General features: G+C 69.9%; 20 protein-coding genes. 13 read left to right on the forward strand and 7 right to left on the reverse strand.

The genetic code is table 11. The features are described 5' to 3' along the window. Positions 1-90: 90 nt before the first annotated feature. Genes CLT68_RS26120 through CLT68_RS26130 form a run of 3 tightly spaced genes read left to right on the forward strand, consistent with a single transcriptional unit; the run spans position 91 to position 2,212 of the window. Positions 91-447, forward strand: coding sequence for a YciI family protein (locus CLT68_RS26120; protein ID WP_199177148.1), 357 nt, complete (start codon positions 91-93; stop codon positions 445-447). Continuing rightward, on the forward strand, positions 444-1,709 hold the full coding sequence (locus CLT68_RS26125) for a sigma-70 family RNA polymerase sigma factor (RefSeq protein ID WP_099854898.1): 1,266 nt from the start codon (positions 444-446) through the stop codon (positions 1,707-1,709). Before CLT68_RS26120 ends, CLT68_RS26125 begins: the two co-directional genes overlap by 4 nt. Continuing rightward, complete coding sequence (locus CLT68_RS26130; protein ID WP_158240930.1) at positions 1,706-2,212, forward strand: SRPBCC domain-containing protein; 507 nt, start codon at positions 1,706-1,708, stop codon at positions 2,210-2,212. Before CLT68_RS26125 ends, CLT68_RS26130 begins: the two co-directional genes overlap by 4 nt. Positions 2,213-2,225: 13 nt before the next feature. Here CLT68_RS26130 and CLT68_RS26135 read toward each other — a convergent pair whose 3' ends face one another. Both CLT68_RS26135 and CLT68_RS26140 read right to left on the reverse strand, forming a co-directional pair. After that, positions 2,226-2,441, reverse strand: coding sequence for a hypothetical protein (locus CLT68_RS26135; protein ID WP_099854903.1), 216 nt, complete (start codon positions 2,439-2,441; stop codon positions 2,226-2,228). A gap of 41 nt (positions 2,442-2,482) precedes the next feature. After that, positions 2,483-2,875 carry a YybH family protein gene (locus CLT68_RS26140; protein ID WP_088948906.1) on the reverse strand — a complete coding sequence of 131 codons (393 nt, stop codon included), beginning with the start codon at positions 2,873-2,875 and terminating at the stop codon, positions 2,483-2,485. A 157-nt stretch (positions 2,876-3,032) separates the two neighbouring features. Between CLT68_RS26140 and CLT68_RS26145 the strand changes: the two genes are divergently transcribed. The 4 genes from CLT68_RS26145 (at position 3,033) to CLT68_RS26160 (ending at position 6,139) form a co-directional block, all read left to right on the forward strand. Next, positions 3,033-3,674, forward strand: a complete 642-nt coding sequence (locus CLT68_RS26145) for a DNA alkylation repair protein (RefSeq protein ID WP_199177277.1) — start codon at positions 3,033-3,035, stop codon at positions 3,672-3,674. 156 nt (positions 3,675-3,830) lie between these two features. Next, on the forward strand, positions 3,831-4,568 hold the full coding sequence (locus CLT68_RS26150; protein ID WP_099854908.1) for a phosphotransferase: 738 nt from the start codon (positions 3,831-3,833) through the stop codon (positions 4,566-4,568). Positions 4,569-4,643: 75 nt separating this feature from the next. Then, complete coding sequence (locus CLT68_RS26155; protein ID WP_199177149.1) at positions 4,644-5,396, forward strand: phosphotransferase; 753 nt, start codon at positions 4,644-4,646, stop codon at positions 5,394-5,396. Between the two features lie 152 nt (positions 5,397-5,548). Continuing rightward, complete coding sequence (locus CLT68_RS26160) at positions 5,549-6,139, forward strand: DinB family protein (protein ID WP_099854909.1); 591 nt, start codon at positions 5,549-5,551, stop codon at positions 6,137-6,139. Positions 6,140-6,220: 81 nt separating this feature from the next. Here CLT68_RS26160 and CLT68_RS26165 read toward each other — a convergent pair whose 3' ends face one another. Next, entirely contained in the window at positions 6,221-8,254 is a 2,034-nt protein-coding gene (locus CLT68_RS26165; RefSeq protein WP_099857651.1) for a hypothetical protein, read from the reverse strand. A 162-nt stretch (positions 8,255-8,416) separates the two neighbouring features. Between CLT68_RS26165 and CLT68_RS26170 the strand changes: the two genes are divergently transcribed. Beyond that, positions 8,417-8,857 carry a hypothetical protein gene (locus CLT68_RS26170; RefSeq protein ID WP_099854911.1) on the forward strand — a complete coding sequence of 147 codons (441 nt, stop codon included), beginning with the start codon at positions 8,417-8,419 and terminating at the stop codon, positions 8,855-8,857. 129 nt (positions 8,858-8,986) lie between these two features. Here CLT68_RS26170 and CLT68_RS26175 read toward each other — a convergent pair whose 3' ends face one another. Beyond that, positions 8,987-9,274 (reverse strand): hypothetical protein, encoded by a 288-nt coding sequence (locus tag CLT68_RS26175; RefSeq protein ID WP_218906239.1) that lies wholly within the window; start codon positions 9,272-9,274, stop codon positions 8,987-8,989. A gap of 682 nt (positions 9,275-9,956) precedes the next feature. Here CLT68_RS26175 and CLT68_RS26180 point away from each other — a divergent pair. From CLT68_RS26180 to CLT68_RS26190, 3 genes are all read left to right on the forward strand, one after another. After that, positions 9,957-11,375 (forward strand): family 43 glycosylhydrolase, encoded by a 1,419-nt coding sequence (locus CLT68_RS26180; RefSeq protein ID WP_255508936.1) that lies wholly within the window; start codon positions 9,957-9,959, stop codon positions 11,373-11,375. A gap of 36 nt (positions 11,376-11,411) precedes the next feature. Next, entirely contained in the window at positions 11,412-13,067 is a 1,656-nt protein-coding gene (locus CLT68_RS26185) for an RICIN domain-containing protein (RefSeq protein WP_099854915.1), read from the forward strand. A 101-nt stretch (positions 13,068-13,168) separates the two neighbouring features. Continuing rightward, on the forward strand, positions 13,169-13,579 hold the full coding sequence (locus CLT68_RS26190) for a VOC family protein (protein ID WP_199177150.1): 411 nt from the start codon (positions 13,169-13,171) through the stop codon (positions 13,577-13,579). A 54-nt stretch (positions 13,580-13,633) separates the two neighbouring features. Here CLT68_RS26190 and CLT68_RS26195 read toward each other — a convergent pair whose 3' ends face one another. Continuing rightward, positions 13,634-14,914, reverse strand: coding sequence for a GAF domain-containing protein (locus CLT68_RS26195; RefSeq protein WP_099857655.1), 1,281 nt, complete (start codon positions 14,912-14,914; stop codon positions 13,634-13,636). Positions 14,915-15,158: 244 nt separating this feature from the next. Here CLT68_RS26195 and CLT68_RS26200 point away from each other — a divergent pair, with 244 nt between their 5' ends. Then, positions 15,159-16,040: a fructosamine kinase family protein gene (locus CLT68_RS26200; RefSeq protein WP_099854917.1), complete on the forward strand. Its 882-nt coding sequence runs from the start codon at positions 15,159-15,161 to the stop codon at positions 16,038-16,040. Between the two features lie 57 nt (positions 16,041-16,097). On the opposite strand, the gene CLT68_RS26205 is transcribed toward CLT68_RS26200, so the two are convergent. Both CLT68_RS26205 and CLT68_RS26210 read right to left on the reverse strand, forming a co-directional pair. Next, positions 16,098-16,286 (reverse strand): hypothetical protein, encoded by a 189-nt coding sequence (locus CLT68_RS26205; protein ID WP_088948915.1) that lies wholly within the window; start codon positions 16,284-16,286, stop codon positions 16,098-16,100. 190 nt (positions 16,287-16,476) lie between these two features. Next, the gene (locus tag CLT68_RS26210; protein ID WP_099854919.1) at positions 16,477-17,679 is read right to left on the reverse strand and encodes a cellulose-binding domain-containing protein; all 1,203 of its coding nucleotides are present in this window, start codon (positions 17,677-17,679) and stop codon (positions 16,477-16,479) included. 363 nt (positions 17,680-18,042) lie between these two features. On the opposite strand from CLT68_RS26210, the gene CLT68_RS26215 reads away from it, so the two are divergent. Next, entirely contained in the window at positions 18,043-19,065 is a 1,023-nt protein-coding gene (locus CLT68_RS26215) for a zinc-dependent alcohol dehydrogenase family protein (protein ID WP_099854921.1), read from the forward strand.

Consider the following 19,065-nt stretch of genomic DNA (forward strand, 5'->3'; position numbering starts at 1 on the left):
TTGATCCCCTCGTTTGTCGATCGGCGATCAGGTTGACTCGTCGGTGAGGTAGGCGGGCCCGGCGGGGCTCCACACGATGGGATGCGCGACATGGCGAAGTACCTGATCCTCATCCACGGCGACGAACGGCAGTGGGCCGCGATGTCACAGCAGGAGATGCGGAAGCGCGACGAGGCCCACGGCGCCTTCTGCGCCGCAGCCGGTCCGGCCGTCCTCGACGGCCAGCAGTTGGAGCCGGCGGCCGTCGCGACCACACTGCGCACCGACCCCCATGGTCGGCTGGCCATCACGGACGGGCCGTTCCTGGAGACCAAGGAGGCGGTGGGCGGCTACTACCTGATCGAAGCCCCCGACCTCGACGAGGTGATCAGCCTGGCCTCGCGGCTGTACGAGGTCTCCGCCGGGCACAGCGGGGTGGAGATCCGTCCGGTGGTCGATCACGGATGAGCGCCGAGGTGGTCGCGGCGGTCGCGCAGGCGCACCGCCGCGACTGGACCCAGTTGCTGGCCGCGACGGCACGCCTGACCCGGGACCTCGATCTCGCGGAGGAGTGCACCCAGGACGCCTACGCCCAGGCGCTGCGGGTCTGGCCGCAGATCGGCATCCCCGATCGTCCCGGTGCGTGGCTGACAACCACCGCCCGCAACCGGGCGCTGGATGTGCTGCGCCGCGAGTCGGCGTTGCGTCGGGCTCTACCGCAGCTGGTGACCGACCAGTCGGTGTCCGGCCCCGAGGACGGCCTCGATGACGACCGGCTCCGACTCGTCTTCACCTGCTGTCATCCGGCCCTGTCCCGCGACGCCCAGGTCGCGCTGACGCTGCGGCTGGTGTGCGGGCTGTCCACGGCGGAAGTGGCCCGCGCGTTCCTGGTGCCGGAGCCCACAATGGCCGCACGGATCACCCGGGCCAAGAAGAAGATCACCACTGCCCGTATCCCGTACCGTGTGCCGTCGCCCGACCACCTCGCCGGGCGCGTCAGCGCCGTCCTCGAAGTCGTCCATCTGATCTTCACCACCGGCCACACGGCGCCGAGTGGCGGGCACCTCGTCCGCCGTGACCTGGTCGACAGCGCGATCAACCTCGCTCGCATGCTGCACCTGCTCATACCGACCGACACGGAGATCAGCGGCCTGCTCGCGCTGCTGCTGCTCATCCATGCGCGTGACGACAGTCGCCTGTCGGCCAGCGGTCGGCTGCAACTGCTCTCGGAGCAGGACCACGGGCGTTGGGACACCCGGCTCATCAGCGAGGGGGTCGCCCTGGTGACCGTCGCCCTGCGTCGCAGACCGCCGACACGGTACGCAGTCGAGGCCGCGATCGCCGCCGTGCACGCCGAGGCACCGACCTGGCAGGACACCGACTGGGCGGAGATCGTTGGGCTGTACGACGTCCTGCTCCAGCTCTGGCCCTCGCCGGTGGTCGAGCTCAACCGTGCCGTGGCCGTGGGTCTGCGCGACGGCCCGCAGGCCGGTCTCGACGCACTGACGCCACTGCTCGCCGAACCGGTCCTGGCCACCTACGGCTACCTCAGCGCCGCCCGTGGTGACTTCCTGCGTCAACTCAACCGCTGGGCGCCGGCGGCGGACGCCTACCAGGAGGCCCTGGCCCACACCGACAACAAGGTCGAACGCGCCTTCCTCAGCGAACGGCTCGGCGACGTCCAGCGCCAGGCGTCGGCGACGATCACCTTCGAGGAGGCGTACCGGTGACAGGTGGTCGGGCCGAGCCCGTCGCGGTGTCCCGGCGGATCGCCGCGCCAGCGGCCGACATCTTCCGGATCCTCGCGGATCCTCGGCGACACACCGATCTCGACGGCTCCGGGATGCTGCGGGGTGCCGTATCGGACGCGGTGGTCGCCGCCGTCGGCGACGTCTTCGTGATGAGGATGCACTACTCGCGGTATGGCGACTACGAGATGAACAACCACGTCGTCGAGTACGAGGTGAACCGGCGCCTCGGCTGGACACCGGAGCCGGGCCGAGGCCACCCGGACACCGCACCCGGCGCCACTGCTCGGACGCGATGGGGACACCGGTGGACCTACGAGCTGACGCCCGACGGCCCGGACGCCACCATCGTGACCGAAATCTATGACTGCTCCCAGCTGCCGGCCGACGAACAGGCGGCGATGGACGGCGGGCGCGGCTGGATCACGAGCATGACCGAGACGCTGGAACGGCTGGAGGCGCTCTGCGCCAACCCGCCCGACTGAGCCAGCGGCCCCTCTACGAAGCCGCGAAGGCCAGCCCTTGCTCGGCCAGCGCGGCGGCCAGGATGTCGACCGCCTTCGGGCCCACCCCGTGCATGGCCAGCAGATCGCCGCGGCTGTGGGTGGCCGCCTGGGCGAGCGTGGTGATGCCGGCTTCGAGCAGGGCACTGGTGGCTGGTCGCCCGATCGGCGGCAGGTCACCGATCTGCGCGGGCACGTGTCGGGTACTCACGGAATCACGATAGTCCGCCCCCCAGCCACCGGGGCCTCGGGTCACGAACCGTCCGGAGGGTTGGCCGGCTGCTGTCCCGGCCAGAACGGCCACTCCTCGAACGACCGGCAACGTCCGTCCTCGGCGAACCGCATGACCCACAGGTCGCGGTACTCCTGCTCGACCGGGTCGCCGTAGCGGACCTCGTGGCGCGACACGGCGGTGTCACCGTCGACCGCGACGATCTCGCTGGTCATCCGGAACACCTCGTCGGGGCCTTTGCGCTGTTTCTCCCACATCTGGGCGATGGCCGGCAGACCGACGACAGGTGTCCAGTAGGGCCCCTGCTGGTAGCTCGCATCCTCGGTGAAGAGAGTTACCAGGGCGTCCGTGCCGGGCGTCCGCCACAGCCGCTCGTACGCGGTGAGCCATTCGTTGACGTGCGTCCTGTCCATGGACATCACTGTGCCATTCGATGGGCCACGCGCGGCAGGAACCGACCAGCCGCAGGTCATCACCGGTCCACTGCGTCGTAAGGTGCATCTCACACCCGAACAGCTGGAGGCTGCGGTGACCGCGACGACGCCGACCGACACGGTGCTGGCCGAGGTGATGGCCGAACTGGCCGGGCTGGAGGACCACCGGGCACGCGAGGTGAACGCGAAACACGGTGACGACCACGGTGTGCACCTCGGCAAGCTTCGTGCTGTCGCCAAGCGGCTCAAGACGCAGCAGGAACTCGCCCGCCAGCTCTGGAGGACCGGCGACACCGCGGCGAGACTGCTGGCGCTCCTGATCTGCCGTCCCAGGGCGTTCGAGCGTGCCGAGCTGGACGTCATGCTGCGCGAGGCACGCGCGCCCAAGGTGCACGACTGGCTCGTGAACTACGTGGTGAAGAAGAGCGCGCACGCCGAGGAGCTGCGCCTGGCCTGGTGTGCCGACCCGGACCCGGTGGTCGCGAGCGCCGGCTGGGCGCTGACCACCGAGCGCGTGACGAAGAAGCCCGAGAGCCTCGACCTGCCGGGGCTGCTCGACCTCATCGAGAGCGAGATGAAGGACGCGCCGGATCGCCTCCAGTGGGCGATGAACCACTGCCTGGCCCAGATCGGGATCGAGCACGCCGCGCACCGCGCTCGCGCGATCGACATCGGCGAACGTCTGGCGGTGCTCAAGGACTACCCGACATCCCCGGGCTGCACGTCTCCGTACGCGCCCACCTGGATCAACGAGATGGTGCGCCGCGCGCACACCTGACCAGCGCGCCGATCAAGCGCATGGTGGTGGCGGCGCGGGGAGGGCCCGGACCTCCCCGCGCCGTAGCTGTGCCAGGCCACCCCCGGGTACTGCGCCCGCAGAGCGGCCACCTCGCGAGCAGCGTCCGACCCGACGACAGTTAGCGATGGCAACCTGATGCACAGCCCGACCGACGTCGAACTGACCCGACTCCTGCACCAGTGGACGGGTGGCGAGGCTCCCCGACGGCTGGCCGGCAGGACCATGACCGAAGCGCGGAAAGAGGGTCGCCTCACCCTCGACGAGGCCAGGTCGGCGTTCGTCGACGTGTTGGCCCAACTGGGGGCAAGCGGGCCCTTGCCCGAGGCTCGGAAGCTGTCGGTCCTGGACGAGACGATGCCGCTCCACGAGGCGGACGACGCTTTCCCTGACGCCCTTTACGCACTGGCCACGCGTCGCGTCGCCCGATTCCGACAGGTCCTCGACCCGGCGGTCGAGGACCTCGACAGGAAGCTGGACGCGTTGCAGGACCGGCTGCGGGACGTCGACAGCGGACGACGCTCGGTCGTCCACGGCGACATGATCCCCGGCAACATCCTCGTGAACGACGCCGGCGGCCCTGCCGCCGTACTCGACTGGGGCTTCCTCACGACCGAGGGTGACCCGGTGTTCGACGCCTCCGTCGCGGCCTCGATCTTCGACATGTACGGCGAGCATGCCCTGGACACCGAACGTGGCCTCTACGCGCAGATCGAGGAGCGCCTGGGCTACCCGCGGCAGGCGCTTCTCGTCTACCGCGCGGCCTACTCGCTGATCACCGCGAACGCCTACGACGCCGAGGGCGGGGACGGTCACTTCGCGTGGTGTGTCGCGGCCCTGAACCGGCCCGACGTCATCCGGGCGCTCCTGGGGTGAGCACCACCGCCGGACGGCGACGTGGTCAGGCGTACCCGGTAAAGCCGGTGACATCGCTGGTCAACCCTCGCGATAATGCCGAACGTGCAGCAGGTCGAGGTCGTCGTCGCCCACCATGAGCGCGTGACCATGCGCGTCGGTGACGTGTTCCTGAAGATCGATGGCGATCAGACGCGCACCGACGTCGAGGTCGAAGCGATGGTTCTGGCGCCGATCCCTACTCCGGAGGTCCGGTGGCGAAAGCCGCCCGTACTCGCGCTCGCCGCCGTGCCCGGGACGGCGCTCGGCCGCCTCGGCGAGCCGTCGACGGCGTCGCCGGCGGCGTGGGCCGCGGCGGGCGCCAGCGTGCGGATGCTGCACGACGCCCCGCTGCCACCGTGGCCCGGACGGAGCCTCGACGAGATCGCGTCGCACCTCGACCGCGAATGCCAGTGGCTGGTCACGAACGGCGTCCTTCCCACCGACCTGGTCGCCCGCAACCGCCAGGTCGCCGACGCCGCGCTCCGGCCGTGGACACCCGTGTTCACGCACGGCGACCTGCAGATCAGCCACGTGTTCGTCAGCGGTGACGAGATCACCGGCGTCATCGACTGGTCCGAGGCGGGCCGGGGCGACGCCCTGTACGACCTCGCCAGCTTGACGCTCGGGCACGAGGAGCGCCTTGGCGACGTCGTCGCCGGCTACGGCACCGAGGTCGACCTCGACGTGATCCGTGGATGGTGGTCGTTGCGCAGCCTGCTGGCGATCCGCTGGCTGGTCGAGCACGGCTTCGACCCGTCCTCGCCGGGCTGCGAGGTCGACGTGCTCAGAGCCCGGCTCCGAGGTTGACGGCCACGAGTCTTGGCACGCGACGCGGGCCCGGGAGCAGCTGTGGCGCTACGCGGACATGCTCTCGATGCGTTGCCGCCCGCACCCGCCCCCTTCTAATCTTGCAAACGTCGCCCCCCACGGTGGCGCAGCCCTGAGGAAGACTGGCGGACATGGCTGACTTGAGCGATGCGAAAGCTGCGCTGCACCTCTACCTGAAGGAAAATCGCGACGACCTGATCTGGAAGCTCGACGGGCTGAGCGAACGCGATGCGAGAATGCCCCGCACCGCGACCGGCACCAACCTGCTGGGCATCATCAAGCACTGCCTCAATGTCGAAGCCGGCTACTTCGGGCCCACCTTCGGGCGCGAGTTCCCGACGCCGGAGGAACTCGTCCCCATGCAGGCGTTCGACGAGGACCCACAGGCAGACTGGTACGCGAGCGAGGACGAGACGAAGGACGGCCTGATCGATCTGTATCGCCGGGTCGGGGTGTTCGCCGACCAGACGATCGACCAGCTGCCGCTCGACGCGCCGGGGCAGGTGCCGTGGTGGCGCCCAGGCCGGCAGGACGTGACGCTGCAGCGGATCATCATCCACGTGACCTGCGACCTCGCCCGTCATGCAGGGCATGCCGACATCATCCGCGAGCAGCACGACTCGGCGATCGGCCTGCGGCACGACAACACCAACATCCCGGACGACTACGACTGGTCGGCGTACGTCGCCAAGCTGACGAAGCTCGCGGACCGCTTCGCCTAGGACACCCACGAACGCGCCGCGGATCTGCGGTGGGCGGCGCGTGACGTCAAAGGTTCGCGCCCCGCGGGGCGGCAGAGCGGGTCACGGGCAGGGCGTCCGCGCGCAGACGTCGATGACCTTGCCGGTGAGCAGGAAGGCGGCCTTCTGTCTCTGGGCTCCGGCCTGCGCCCGTGGGAACTCGTGCGGGTCCTCCCCGTACTCCGGCCCGGCCGGGGCGAGGTTCGTCGTCGGTGGCGCGTACGCCGCGCCGCTGTTCCAGATCACGAGCGCCGAGCCGGTGTACGGGTAGCGGCGGATCGGCGCGATGCCCCAGTACGGACGCACGTCCGATGACCAACCGTCGGCGAGCGCGGGTGTGTGCAGGCGAGCCCCGATGGTGCGCGCCTGGACCTCCGCTGCGGCGGGCGAGACCTGCTGGTCACCGAAGGCCACGTGCATCAGGACCTGGTGCGGTGGGGTGCCGGGCAATGGCCGGTCGGTCATGTGCTGGGCGTACCCGTTGGCCTCGGACCGGTCCCACAACATCTGCAGCAGCGCGAGGATCAGCTGTTGGTCGACCTTGTCCGGGTAGTAGCCGTCCATGACCGACTGGAACGGGGCGAAGTCCACGCTGCGTTGCAGCAGCGTGGAGTAGTTCATCGCCGGTACGCCGAGCACCGAGCGGGTCCAGTCCTGGGCGATGGCGGTGAGGGCGCCACCGTTGATGCCACCCTGGCTGTTGCCGTCGTAGTGCAGCCCGCCGGCCAGGTTGATCAGCGGTCGTGCGGTGACGTCCCGGAACGCCGGGTGGGCGGCGAACCCGCCCGGGTGGATCATCGCGCGGCCCAGGAACAGGAAGTTCAGGAAGCTCTGCTGCAACCGGTCCGCCACGGCGGGAAAGGCGCTGAGGTCGGTGAAGGCACCGGCCACGTAGGGGACGTCACCGGCGGCCATGCCGATCCAACTGGTCGCGCAGAAGGTGAAGTTGTGGGTGTTCGACATCGTCCTGACGTTGCCGGCGTTGATCTCGGTCGGCTTGCCGAGCAGGCCATGGCCGTAGAGCGACAGGTGTGCCGGCTTCGCGGCGGAGGCGCTGCGCGGGATGTTGCAGACGAAGTCCGCCGCGATCGTCGCGCCGGACGGCGTGGGCAGGGCGTTCGGTGTCTGCGGCGTCCCGGTGCCGCCAGCGGGCCCGTAGTGAAGCCGGGAGCCCGGCCCGCCGTCGCCGGTCAGATAGGACGGTACGCCGATGGTGCCGGTCACCTGCCGGGCGATCAGCGGCTCCTGCTCCGGTGGGTAGTCGGTCACCTGGGTGACGGTGAACGACGGTGCGGCTCGACGGAGGCTGGCGAACGCGCTGTCGCGGACCGCCAGCATCCGCCCGGTCAGACCCTGCCGGCTGGCCACCGTGAAGTCCCAGGCCAGGTAGAGGCTGTGCCGCTTGACCCCCGTGCGGGTCAGGTCGGCGAGGATCCGTTTCATCTGCGGCGCACGGCTGTCCCGATGGCTGTGGCCGGCACCGGTCACGTACGCCCTGAACGCCTTCGGTGCCGGGATCGACGCCCCGTTGCCGTCGCGCATGCCGCGCAGGCCGACGACGTAGCGGGTGCCCTCGGTCAGCGCCACCGCAGGTCGGATGATCAGCACCTGCCGGTCGGGCTCGCCGGTCGCGTGCGCGTCCAGCTCGGCCCAGTACGGCGTGCGCTCACCGGTCCGCGCGTTGATCAGCACGATCGGCGCGTCCGGCGCCAGCGAGCGGCCGATGTCGGTGACCGGCGCGATCCCGGTCGTCGTGGCGTCGAGGCCGGGCACTCGCACCAGGATCGGCGAGCCCGGGCTGAACCCGTCCTGCCGGTTCCATTCCGTCGGGTCGATCGGGGTCCCCTGCACGTTGGCGGGCATCGCGGCGGTCGCGAGCCGCACCCGCTTACCGGTGGGGCTGGTCCGGTCCGGCACGGTGAAGTAGTCGTTCGGGAAGGGCAGCAGGCAGGCCGTCGGGTCGATCGGGTCGCAGGCCTGCTGCCCGGTCGGTGCAGGAGTGGCGGGCGGTGCCGCGGCGGCCGACGCCCCGAACAGGACGGTGGCCGCGGTCACCAGCACGGACACGGCGAGACGGAGCCCTCTGATTGTGGTCACACGCATCTCCTTCGACGCAGGTGGTGTTCTTCCTACGCTCGTGAAGGAATCTCAGCAACCAGCACGACGCCCGTGGATGAGCAGGCCCCCTGAAGGAGCAGTGCGACCGCGCCGAGGGCTCCGTCTGTCGTTGGCCGGGGGCTGACAGGCTAGTTTGCTCGGATGAGTCTTCTCGATGACGTCGCGCGGCGTGACAACTGGCGATGCTGGGTGTGCGACGAGCCGGTCGACGCTGACATGTCGGTGAACGACCCGCGTGGGCCCAGCGTCGACAGCCGCACCGCCGACAAGAAGGCCAAGGTCGTCGAACGGCTTGCGCACCGCGCCTGCAACACCGGCAAGGGCGCCGTCAAGGTGGTCATCGCCTGGCCGGACCGTCTGCACGTGGTGGAGCCCGCGCCGCTGATCACCGTCGCCGAGAGGCTTGAGCGCAAGGGCGGCCGGGAGTTGGTGGCCCGTTGCCCGAGCAGGAAGGACGCCCAGGAGGCGGCGGACTGGCTGGTCGACCGGTTTTCCCGGCTGGTGCCCGGGCTGCCGGTGACCGCGAGCGTCGACGCGGGCGGCGGCCAGTATCTCGTCGCTCTGGCCACCGGCCGCCGCTGACTGGCGACCTGGCCGGCGGAACGTCACCGGCCAGGACCGCCCCGCCACGGGTACGGCAATGCGTCCGGACGCTGTCCGGACGCATTGGCATCGGCAGGTCGCTGACCAGCCGGTGGGTAGCAGTCTTGCTCAGAAAGGGGGTGCGTCCTGGCCCATCAGCGCCAGAACGACGCCTCCCTTTCCGCTCTTGAGGCCCTGAACGACGACCTTGCCGGTGCTGCCGTCGGGCAGCTCCAACGTGAAGGTCTTCCCGACCGCGTTCTTGGGGCCGTTGCCGGCGCTGTTGGCAGGTCGGAAGTCACCTGCCCACGGCGGGACCCCGCCCCTGCGGGCGGGCTCGGCGAAGAGAGCGGCGGTGCCGGGGGTCCTGGTGCCATCCGACGAAAGGAGCACTGAGGCGCTGCGAAAGGTAGCCATATGCGGCAAGGATATCCCGGACCGCGCCCATTTGCGCCACCGCGGCTCCCCGTGACGCGCCTGGTGCGCAAAGGGCACTATCAGCGGATGGGCGACCAACCGAAAAGAGTGCGTGCACGGGTGCGCCACCTGGCGGACCGTTCCTACGTCGTGCTGATCGACGGGCCCGATGGCGATGTGGAGGTCGGTCGTACCCGCCGGACGCGTGAGGTGCTGTCCATGGCGCGAGCCGGGGCCGCAGGTGCGCTTGGTGTGCCGGAGGGTGGTTTCGACCTCAACGACATCGCCCTCACATTACCGACGAAGAGGTTGCCGCGTTCGACGAGTACATCTCGGGCGCCAACCAGACACCTTGACACCTGTCGATGTTAGCGCCAACACTGAGACCGCAACCTGGGCGCAACGCCACCGTCATATCTCGCGATTCACTCGCGCATCGACCCCGGCGGGGCGCCGCAGGCTGGCGGCGCCGTCACCCGGGCGTCGCGGCCGGTTCCGGTCCCACGTGCTGCTCGGCGTCGACCTGATCGGCCACGACGCCACCGGCCGGCACCACCTGCGCCGATGAGTCGCTCACCAACCGTACGGAGGACAGATGCCGCTGCCACTCCACCCAACCGATCCGTTTGCCCGCCCGGCAACCGGCCGGGGGCCTGCCGGCCGCCGACGTCTACGGTCGGTCGTGGCCGCGGTGTTGGTGGTGCTCGCCGTGGCAGCCGGCCTGCCGGCGGCCGGGCCGGCGCACGCCGCACCGGCGGTCAACTACACCAACCCGCTGGTGAACCAGAGGGCCGACCCGCACATCGTCCGGCACACCGACGGCTACTACTACATGACCGCGACGGTGCCGCAGTACGACCGGATCGTGCTGCGACGTGCGACCACCCTCCAGGGCCTGGCCACGGCGGCGGAAACCACGATCTGGAACCGGCACACCAGCGGCGAGATGGGCGCCCACATCTGGGCGCCGGAGATCCATTTCATCAACAACCGGTGGTACGTCTACTTCGCCGCGGGCCGCACCGACGACGTGTGGCGGATCCGCATGTACGTGTTGGAGAACTCCAGCGCGAATCCGCTGACCGGGTCGTGGACCGAACGTGGTCGGATCATGACACCGTGGGACACGTTCAGCCTCGACGCGTCGACCTTCGTCGCCAACGGAGTGCGTTATCTGACCTGGGCGCAGCAGGAGCCGGGCATCTCCAACAACTCCAACGTCTACCTCGCCCGGATGGGTGCCAACCCGTGGCAGATCACCGGCACGGTGACGCGACTCGTCGTGCCGACGTACGACTGGGAGACCCGCGGCTACCGGGTCGCCGAGGGACCGGCGGTGATCCAACGCAACGGCCGCATCTTCCTGACCTACTCGGCCAGCGCCACGGACGCCAACTACTGCCTCGGGATGCTGAGCGCCTCGGCCACCGCCAACCTGCTCGACGCCGCCGCCTGGAGCAAGAGCCCCAACCCGGTGTTCGCCAGCAACGCCGCCACCGGTCAGTACGGCCCCGGCCACAACTCGTTCACCGTCTCCGAGGATGGGCAGAGCGACATCCTGGTCTATCACGACCGCAACTACCGTGACATCAGCGGCGATCCGCTCAACGATCCGAACCGGCGGACGAGGCTGCAGAAGCTGTACTGGAACGCCGACGGCACCCCGAACTTCGGCATCCCGGTGCCCGACGGGGCCACACCGGTGCGGCTGCGTTCACACGATCTGACCAGCAGCTACATCCGGCACTACGACTATCGGGCCCGGGTCGAGCCCAACGTGGCCAACCTGGCCGACTCGCAGTTCCGCATCGTCAGCGGCCTCGCCGGGGGCGGGACAGTGTCGTTGGAGTCGACCAACTTCCCGGGGTACTACCTGCGTCACCGTGGCTACGCCCTGTATGTCGAACGGAGCGACGGCTCGTCGCTCTTCGGCGGCGACGCGAGCTTCCACCGCCAATCCGGCCTGGCTGCCAGCACCGGGGTCTCCCTGGAGTCACAGAACTTCCCCGGCCGGTACGTGCGCCACCGCGACGGACTGCTCTACCTGGAAGCGGTGACCACGAGCGCCGAGCGCGCCTCCGCCACCTTCCACCTGGAATAGCCGCGGGACCACTCCCCCATCGAGCCAGGAGCACCGATGACCCCCACCATCACGAGAAGACCGTCCAGCCACGGCCCGATCCACCGCGACCGGCGTACCGGCCTGGTTCTGGCCATGATCACCGCGCTGGTCGGTGCCGTCGGCGCTGTGCTGGTCGGCGCGCCGCCGGCACAGGCGGCGACCATCGACACCAGCGCCTACTACGTTCTGGTCAACCGGCACAGCGGCAAGGTGCTCGACGTCGCGGACACGTCGACGGCGGACGGCGCGGTGATCCAGCAGTGGTCCCGCAACGACGGCGCGTGGCAACAGTTCCAGTTCGTCTCGTCCGGCAGTGGCTACTACCGCCTCAAGGCTCGGCACAGCGGCAAGGTCGTCGACCTCTGGGAGTGGAGCGCCGCCGACGGCGCCGAGTACCGCCAGTGGCCGGATCTCAACGCCACCAACCAGCAGTTCCAGGTGCTCGATTCCGACGGCGGTCATGTCCGGCTGATCAACCGCCACTCCGGCAAGGCAGTCGAGGTCTGGGAGCGGTCCACCGCTGACGGCGGCCGCATCAGTCAGTACACCGATCAGAACGGTGCGAACCAGCAGTGGCAGATGGTCCAGGTGGGCAACGGGGGCAGCACGCCACCCGGCTGCGGCAGCGGGTCGACCAACGCCGAGGCCGTGCTGAGCGGGAGCACCTGGACGGCCCGTAACGGCTCGTCGACGCTCTATTCGGGTTCGAGCATGTTGTCCGCGATGCAGGCGGCGGTCAATTCACTGTCGGCGGGTCGGACGGCGAAGCAGCGGGTCGTGGTTCGTGGCTCCGGTTCGGTGAGCGCGGGTTCGCGGTTGTCGTTGCCGTCGTACACGACGCTGGCGGTGTGCGGCACGATCAGCGTGACCGGGTCGGGCTCGGGTGATCAGGCGCCGGTGTATTCGCGGGGGACCACGGATGTCGAGGTGCAGAACCTGACGCTGACCGGGTCGCCGTTGTACGGGATCTTCATGCGCAACGTGAACAACCTGACTCTTGGGCAGATCGACATGCGGCTCTCCGCCGGGCTGGGCGTGCGTATCGACAATCACGGTGGCGATCGGTCGGTGAAGGTGCGCAACGTCCGCATCGACACCGTGTACGTGTCGGGGAGCGGTAGCCACGGGGTGGAGACGTACGGCGTGGACGGTTTGACGATCGGAACTGTCACGGCGCGGAACACCCGGGACTCTGGCCTGCTGCTCAACGACACGATCAACGCCACGGTCGGCACGGTCGACGCGCAGGGCGCCGGTGCCGGCACCGGGTACGCGGCGTTCCGGATGGCCAACCGCAACGGCCGGGTGGGCAACTCGTATCCGACGAACATCCGGGTCGGAACCGTGATCGCGTCCGGTGGTGGCCGCGGGATCTTCTGCGTGTCCGAGTCCGGTGGCGCGGTCATCGACCGGGTGACGATCTCGAACACGGGGAACAACTCGATCCTGGTGGAGAACTGCTACAACGTCGTCATCGCCGGGGTGTCCGGAACGGTGACCGGCGGCGGCGAGATCAGGATCGCGTCGCGGACGGAATTCCCGATCTCCTCCGGCATCCGGTTGCAGAACCTGACCGTCAGCGGCACCAACATCACCCAAAGCCCCTGCGGCGGCACCAACAACACCATCAGCAACGTCACCCGGGTCAACTCGACGCTGACCTGGTGTTGAGAGGCTGGCCCTCGCGTACTCGGTGAAGGGCGGTGGGTACGCGCACGTTGCGGGCCCACCGCGGCGCTGCCTCCCGACTCCCCGCGCGGCGATGAGCAGGTATGGACGCACGACGCAGGATGATGAGCGGATTCCACAACTCGAAGCAGGAGGTCCGCGTGCGCGTCGTCCGCGTCCTGGCCAACCTTCCGGTGCCTGACATCAGCGCCGCCAAGGGCTTCTACAGCGACTACCTCGGGTTGAGCAACGAGGAGTTCAACCTGGGCTGGGTGGCCCGCTACACCTCGCCCGACAGCGGCGCGAGCGTGCAGCTCGTCTCCGGCGACGCGTCCGCACCGGAGGATTCGGTCATCTCGGTGCAGGTGGACGACGTGGACGGCGCCTACGCGGAGGCACAGCGCCTCGGTTACGCGATCGTCCACCCGCTGACCACTGAGCCCTGGGGAGTGCGGCGGTTCTTCGTCCGCGCTCCGGACGGCAACGTCATCAACGTGGCAGCCCATAGTTCCTGACCAGGGATCAGGGCGGCGGCCGGGCCAGCCAGGTGCCGGCTGTCGCAGACCTCGTCAGCGGTTGAGGTAGGCGGCCAGGCCGCCGAGTTCCTCGCTGGCGATGAACACCGAGCGCACGTTGAGAAGGGCCTCCTCGACGTGCGCGGTACAGCCCCATGCCGAGTCACCCCACGAATCAGCGATCTTGATCTCGGCGGGTGCGGTGCAGGCGGGAGCATCGCCGAGCTGGCAGTGCTCCGGGTGTGGCAGAGCAGCCTGCGCGGCTGCGGCGGCACGCATCCGCGCGGCGAGTTCTGCGGAGGCGGCAGCACGCTGCTCGGCCTCGGCGCGCAGTTCCCGTTCCACGCGTAGCACCCTGGTCAGCTCGTCGTGAGCCGCCCTGGCGCGTGCTTCGGCGGCCGTCTTCGCCTGTTCGATGTGGTGGCGTTCGATGGCCAGGGCCGCGGTGCCGGCGAAGACCCGGGTGAGAGCGAGGTCCGAGTCCTGTGGGACGCGCGGGGTGCGGTGGTACATGGCGAAGGTGCCCAGCAGGCCGCCGTCGCGAGCCAGGATGGGAGTGGACCAGCAGGCCGCCAGACCGGCCCGGTCGGCCAGATCCCGAAAGTCGTTCCAGAACGGGTCGGTGGTGATGTCGGTGACGATCACCGGTTCCCGGCGGTGGGCGGCGGTGCCGCAGGAGCCGACGCCTTCGCCGGTGGCGATGCCGTCGATGGCCTGGTTGTAGAAGGCGGGCAGGCTGGGGGCGGCGCCGTGGCGCAGGTGCCGGCCGTCGGCATCGGCGAGCAGCACCGAGACGAGCACCTCCTGCGGTGCCAGATTCTCGATACAGCGAGCCATCCCGTCGAGCACCTCGGTCAGGGGCGCCTGGCGGGCGATCTGCTCCAGCAGGGCGCGGTGTTCGGTCATCAACCGTTGGGCGTGCTTGACCTGGGTGGTCTCCACGCCGAGCACGCGGATCCCGGTCACCGTGCCGGCTGCGTTTCGACGCGGCTCGTAGGAGACATCGAAGAAGGCCTCCCGGGCCTGCGGGCCGATGCCCAGCACGACCCGGATGTCACGGCCGACGTATGCCTCGCCCGTGCGGTAGACCTGATCCAGCAGAGCGATGTAGCCCTGATCGGCCAGCTCGGGCATCACGTCCACGAGCGCGACCCCGGTGCGGACCCGTTCCTGACCGATGGTCTCGAAGAAGGCCCGGTTCGCCGTCTCCACCACATGCGCCGGGCCGGTCAACGACGCGAAGACGGCCGTGGACTGCCCGAACAACGCCCGCAGATCCTCCTCAGCCGCTCCTCGCCCAGCAACCGCCGGATCCGCGGCAGGCACCGCCGTCATGTCGTGGTCCGCCTCTCCTCGGTTGCGTGGATGGTCCGTGACCCACTGGCCGGCGACGGAGGCCAACCACCACCGTCGGTCACGTGTTCGCACCACCAACCTACGGGACACCGCTCAGGTGTCCACAGGACCGTGGCCGCCTACGCTGGCATCGACGTGAAGGCCGGGCTGACAACGGTTCCTGGTGGCCGCCGGGGGCGGGCAGCCGCAGGCAGGGGTGCACGCAGATGAGAGGTGTGTCCTGATGAGCTCGACGACGACGCTGCTGGAACGCCTGCTCCAGGCCGGGATGAGCGAGGTCGTCACAGTGGAGCCGGTGACGGGCGGGGTCGCGGCGCTCGCGGGCCTCGCCACCCGTCGGGACGCCCCGTCGGTGTTCGTCAAGGGCTTCGCCGACGCGCCCGCCGAGGGGGTCTTCGTCGCGGAGGCCGAAGGGCTGGCCGCCCTCCGCGAACTCGGCGGCATGGCCACACCCGAGGTGCTCCTGGCGGACCCGGAACTGCTCGTGTTGTCGGTGCTGCGCCCGAGGCCGCACACCGAGAGCTTCTGGGAGCAGCTGGCCCACCTGCTCGCCCGCATGCACACGAGCACGACCCATCCTCGCTTCGGATGGCACCACGACAACTGGCTGGGCCGGCGCCGCCAGGTCAACACGTGGCATGACGACGGGTTTGCGTTCTTCGCAGAGCACCGGCTGCTTCGGTGGCTCGGGGAGCCCCGCGTCGAGGCGGCGCTCGACGCGGCGGACCGGGCGGCACTGGAGCGGCTGTGCCACCGACTGCCCGACCTGCTGCCGGACCGGCCCGCGTGCCTGACACACGGTGACCTGTGGACGCAGAACATCATGGCCACCCCGGACGGGCAGCCCGCGTTGATCGACCCGGCCGTGTCGTACATGTGGGCCGAGGTCGACCTCGCCCATGTGTGGTCCACCTCGCCCCCGCCCGAGGCACAACGGTTCTTCCAGGTCTACGCGGACCTGACCTCGCTGGACGACGGCTGGCAGGCCCGCATGCCGGTCGTCCAGCTGCGACAACACCTCGCCGTGCTGGCCCAGTTCGACGACGACTGGGGTGCTGGCGAGCAGATCCGCGCCACCCTTGCCCCGTTTCGGACGCGATCCTGACCAGAGGCCCGGCCGTTGACCGCCGCAACCTCGCGAGCGGCCGTGTCGGAGCGGGTCTCACGGACGAGCGTCGTCATCATCGCCGCCCCGACCGCGACCAGGGCGACGCCCACGGACGTTGACGGCGGCCACCAGGGTGACGACCGCAGCGGTCAACTGCAGCACACCACCGAGCAGATCAACCAGGCTGGAGATGGCGCCAGCGTCGGGAACAAGGTGCATCGCGGCCTCCGGGTTCGTGCCCACCGTCCGCTTCCTGCGGAAGGCCCTCCCCCGGGCCCAGCGGTAACCGCTTGGACGCCGCTGCCATTGTGGCACCCTCCCGCACCACAGAGGAAGATGTGCGCCCGGCGGCGTCCGACCCCATCGGTGAGCTCTGGCGGTGTGGGCGCGACGGTGCACCGCTGACGATGCACCGTCGCAGGATCTCGACGGGTCAGCAGCCGATTCGGCTGGACCCGACCGCGACGTCGTCGTACCAGAGGGTGTCGGCCCCGCCGCCGTAGCTCTCCCAGCCCAGCTTCAGGTCGGTGAGTTGCGGTCGCCAGGTGCGGTTGTACCACTGGCCGTCGATGTCGTGCGTCGGGACGCCGTCCGCGGTCAGTCCGGTGACAGCGGTGCCGTCCAGCCACGTACGAAGCTGACCGGCCGAGCCGTCCACCATGAACTCCACACAGGTCCACCGGTTGACCGGTAGTGGCAGGCTCTGCGCCACCCCCGCCGGGCTCTGCTCGGGCAGGGTCGCGTCGTCGGACGCGCGGTTCCACTGCAGGGCGCCGTTCTGGCCGCCCAACCGCAGGTCCTTGTTGCCGTCGGCGGCGTCGGCCATCGTCACCATCGTGGTGTGATCGGTGGGCTGGGCGGTGGTGTGCCGCACCCAGATCCGTCCGTACCGGACACCGCCCACGCTGCCGAGGTTCTTCGTCGACCTGATGAAGACGTGGTTGCAGTACCCCGCTGCGCCGTTGATCCGGACCGCCCGGCTGCCGCTGTGCGTGGTGGTCGTGTCGATGGTGGCCGTGCCGGCTCCGGAGCAGTCCGGGCTCACCACGGCCCAGTCACCGGACGGCGTCGAGCCGGTCTGGTTCTCGAAGCCGTCGCAGAGCACCGCCCCGGTGCATCCGACCGGCGGCTCGGTGGTCGGCGGAGGTGTCGTGGGCGGGGGCGTCGTCGGCGGAGGTGTCGTGGGCGGGGGCGTCGTGGGCGGGGGCGTCGTCGGCGCGGCGCCGTTGCACGGCACTCCGTTCAGGCTGAACCCGGTCGGCGCGCCACCGCTGGCGCCGAACGTGCCCTGCACGCCGAACTCGGTCGCGCCGCCGGCCGGGATGCTGCCGTTGTAGGACGCGTTGCGGGCGGTCACCGTCGATCCGGACTGGCTGACCGTGGCGTTCCAGCCGTTCGTGACGCGCTCGTCGCCGGCGTACGTCCAGGTGACGGTCCAACTGGACACAGCTGTGTCGCCCGGGGCGACCTTGATGTTGGCGGTGAATCCGGCGGACCACTGGTTGGGCGTGTAGTCGACCCGGCAGCCCTGGGCGGCTGCGGCCGGGCCGGTGAGCAGGGCCGTTCCGGTCACGGCGGCGGCCAGCGCGGCGACGACCACCAGGGTCGGAGCGGGGCGGGCACGGAAGATCGTCATGAAGGGTCCTTCTGCCATCGAGCTGAGCGGAGGCGACGCGGCGGCGCGCGTCCGGGACGGACGCGGCGCGACAACGCGCCCTGGGTGCGGCGCGGAGGTGCGCCACAGCGGCTGGTCGGCGCGTACGACCGAAGTGCCCGGCTCGGGGTGGACCTGTCAGCCGCCGACGGCCCGGTCGCCCGGACCACGGCGGTGCCCATCCTCAATCTATTTACCGCTCTCGATTTAATCAAGCGTCGGCAAGGCGGTGGTGGTGAGCGTCGTCCCGAACGTGCCCGGGAGGCGGCATCATCACGGCCTGCCCGGGTAGTTGGACGGGTAACAACAGGCCGGACGTGTCCGGCCCCTGGGAAGGAAGAACTTGTGCGTGGTGTCGTGATGCACGCTCCCGGCGACGTCCGGGTCGAGACGCGGGAGGATCCCAGGATCCTGCTACCGACCGACGCGATCATCCAGGTCTCCGCGACCTGTGTCTGCGGTTCGGACCTGTGGCCGTACCGGGGAGTCGAGCCGGTCAAGGGACCGTCGCCGATGGGCCACGAGTACGTCGGCATCGTCGAGGAGGTGGGCGGCGAGGTCCGCACCATCAAGCCGGGCCAGTTCGTCGTCGGCTCCTTCTTCGCCTCCGACAACACCTGCCCGATCTGCCGTGCCGGCTACCAGTCCTCATGCGTGCACCGCGAGCCGGTCGGCGGGCTCGGCGCCCAGGCCGAGTACCTGCGCGTACCCCTGGCCGACGGCACCCTGGTCGCGACGCCGGACATTCCCTCGGACGATCTGATCCCGGGTTTCCTGGCGGCCTCCGACGTGCTCGGCACGGGATGGTTCGGTGCCGTGGCGGCCGAGGTCGGCCCCGGCAAGACCGTCGCGGTGGTCGGCGACGGTGCGGTCGGTCTGCTCGCCGTGCTGGCCGCGAAGCGGCTCGGCGCGGAACGGATCATCGCGATGAGCCGGCACGAGCCGCGCCAGAAGCTCGCCGCGGACTACGGCGCGACCCACATCGTCACCGAGCGCGGCGACGAGGGCGTGGCCCGCATCAAGGACCTCACCGACGGTCTCGGGGCACACTCCGTCATCGAGGCGGTCGGCACCCAGGAGTCGATGATGCAGGCCATCCGGGCCACCCGGGCCGGTGGTCATGTCGGGTACGTCGGCGTGGCTCACGACGTCGAACTGCCCGGGGATGAGCTGTTCTTCTCCCACGTACACCTGCACGGCGGGCCCGCCCCGGTGCGCCGGTTCCTGCCCGAGCTGATCGACCTGATCGCGACCCGGCAGATCGACCCCGGCAAGGTCTTCGACCTCACCCTCCCCCTCGACGAGGCCGCCGAAGGGTACCGGGCGATGGACGAGCGCCGCGCCATCAAGGTCCTTCTCGAGCCCTGA

It is taken from the genome of Micromonospora sp. CNZ299 (assembly GCF_002754415.1).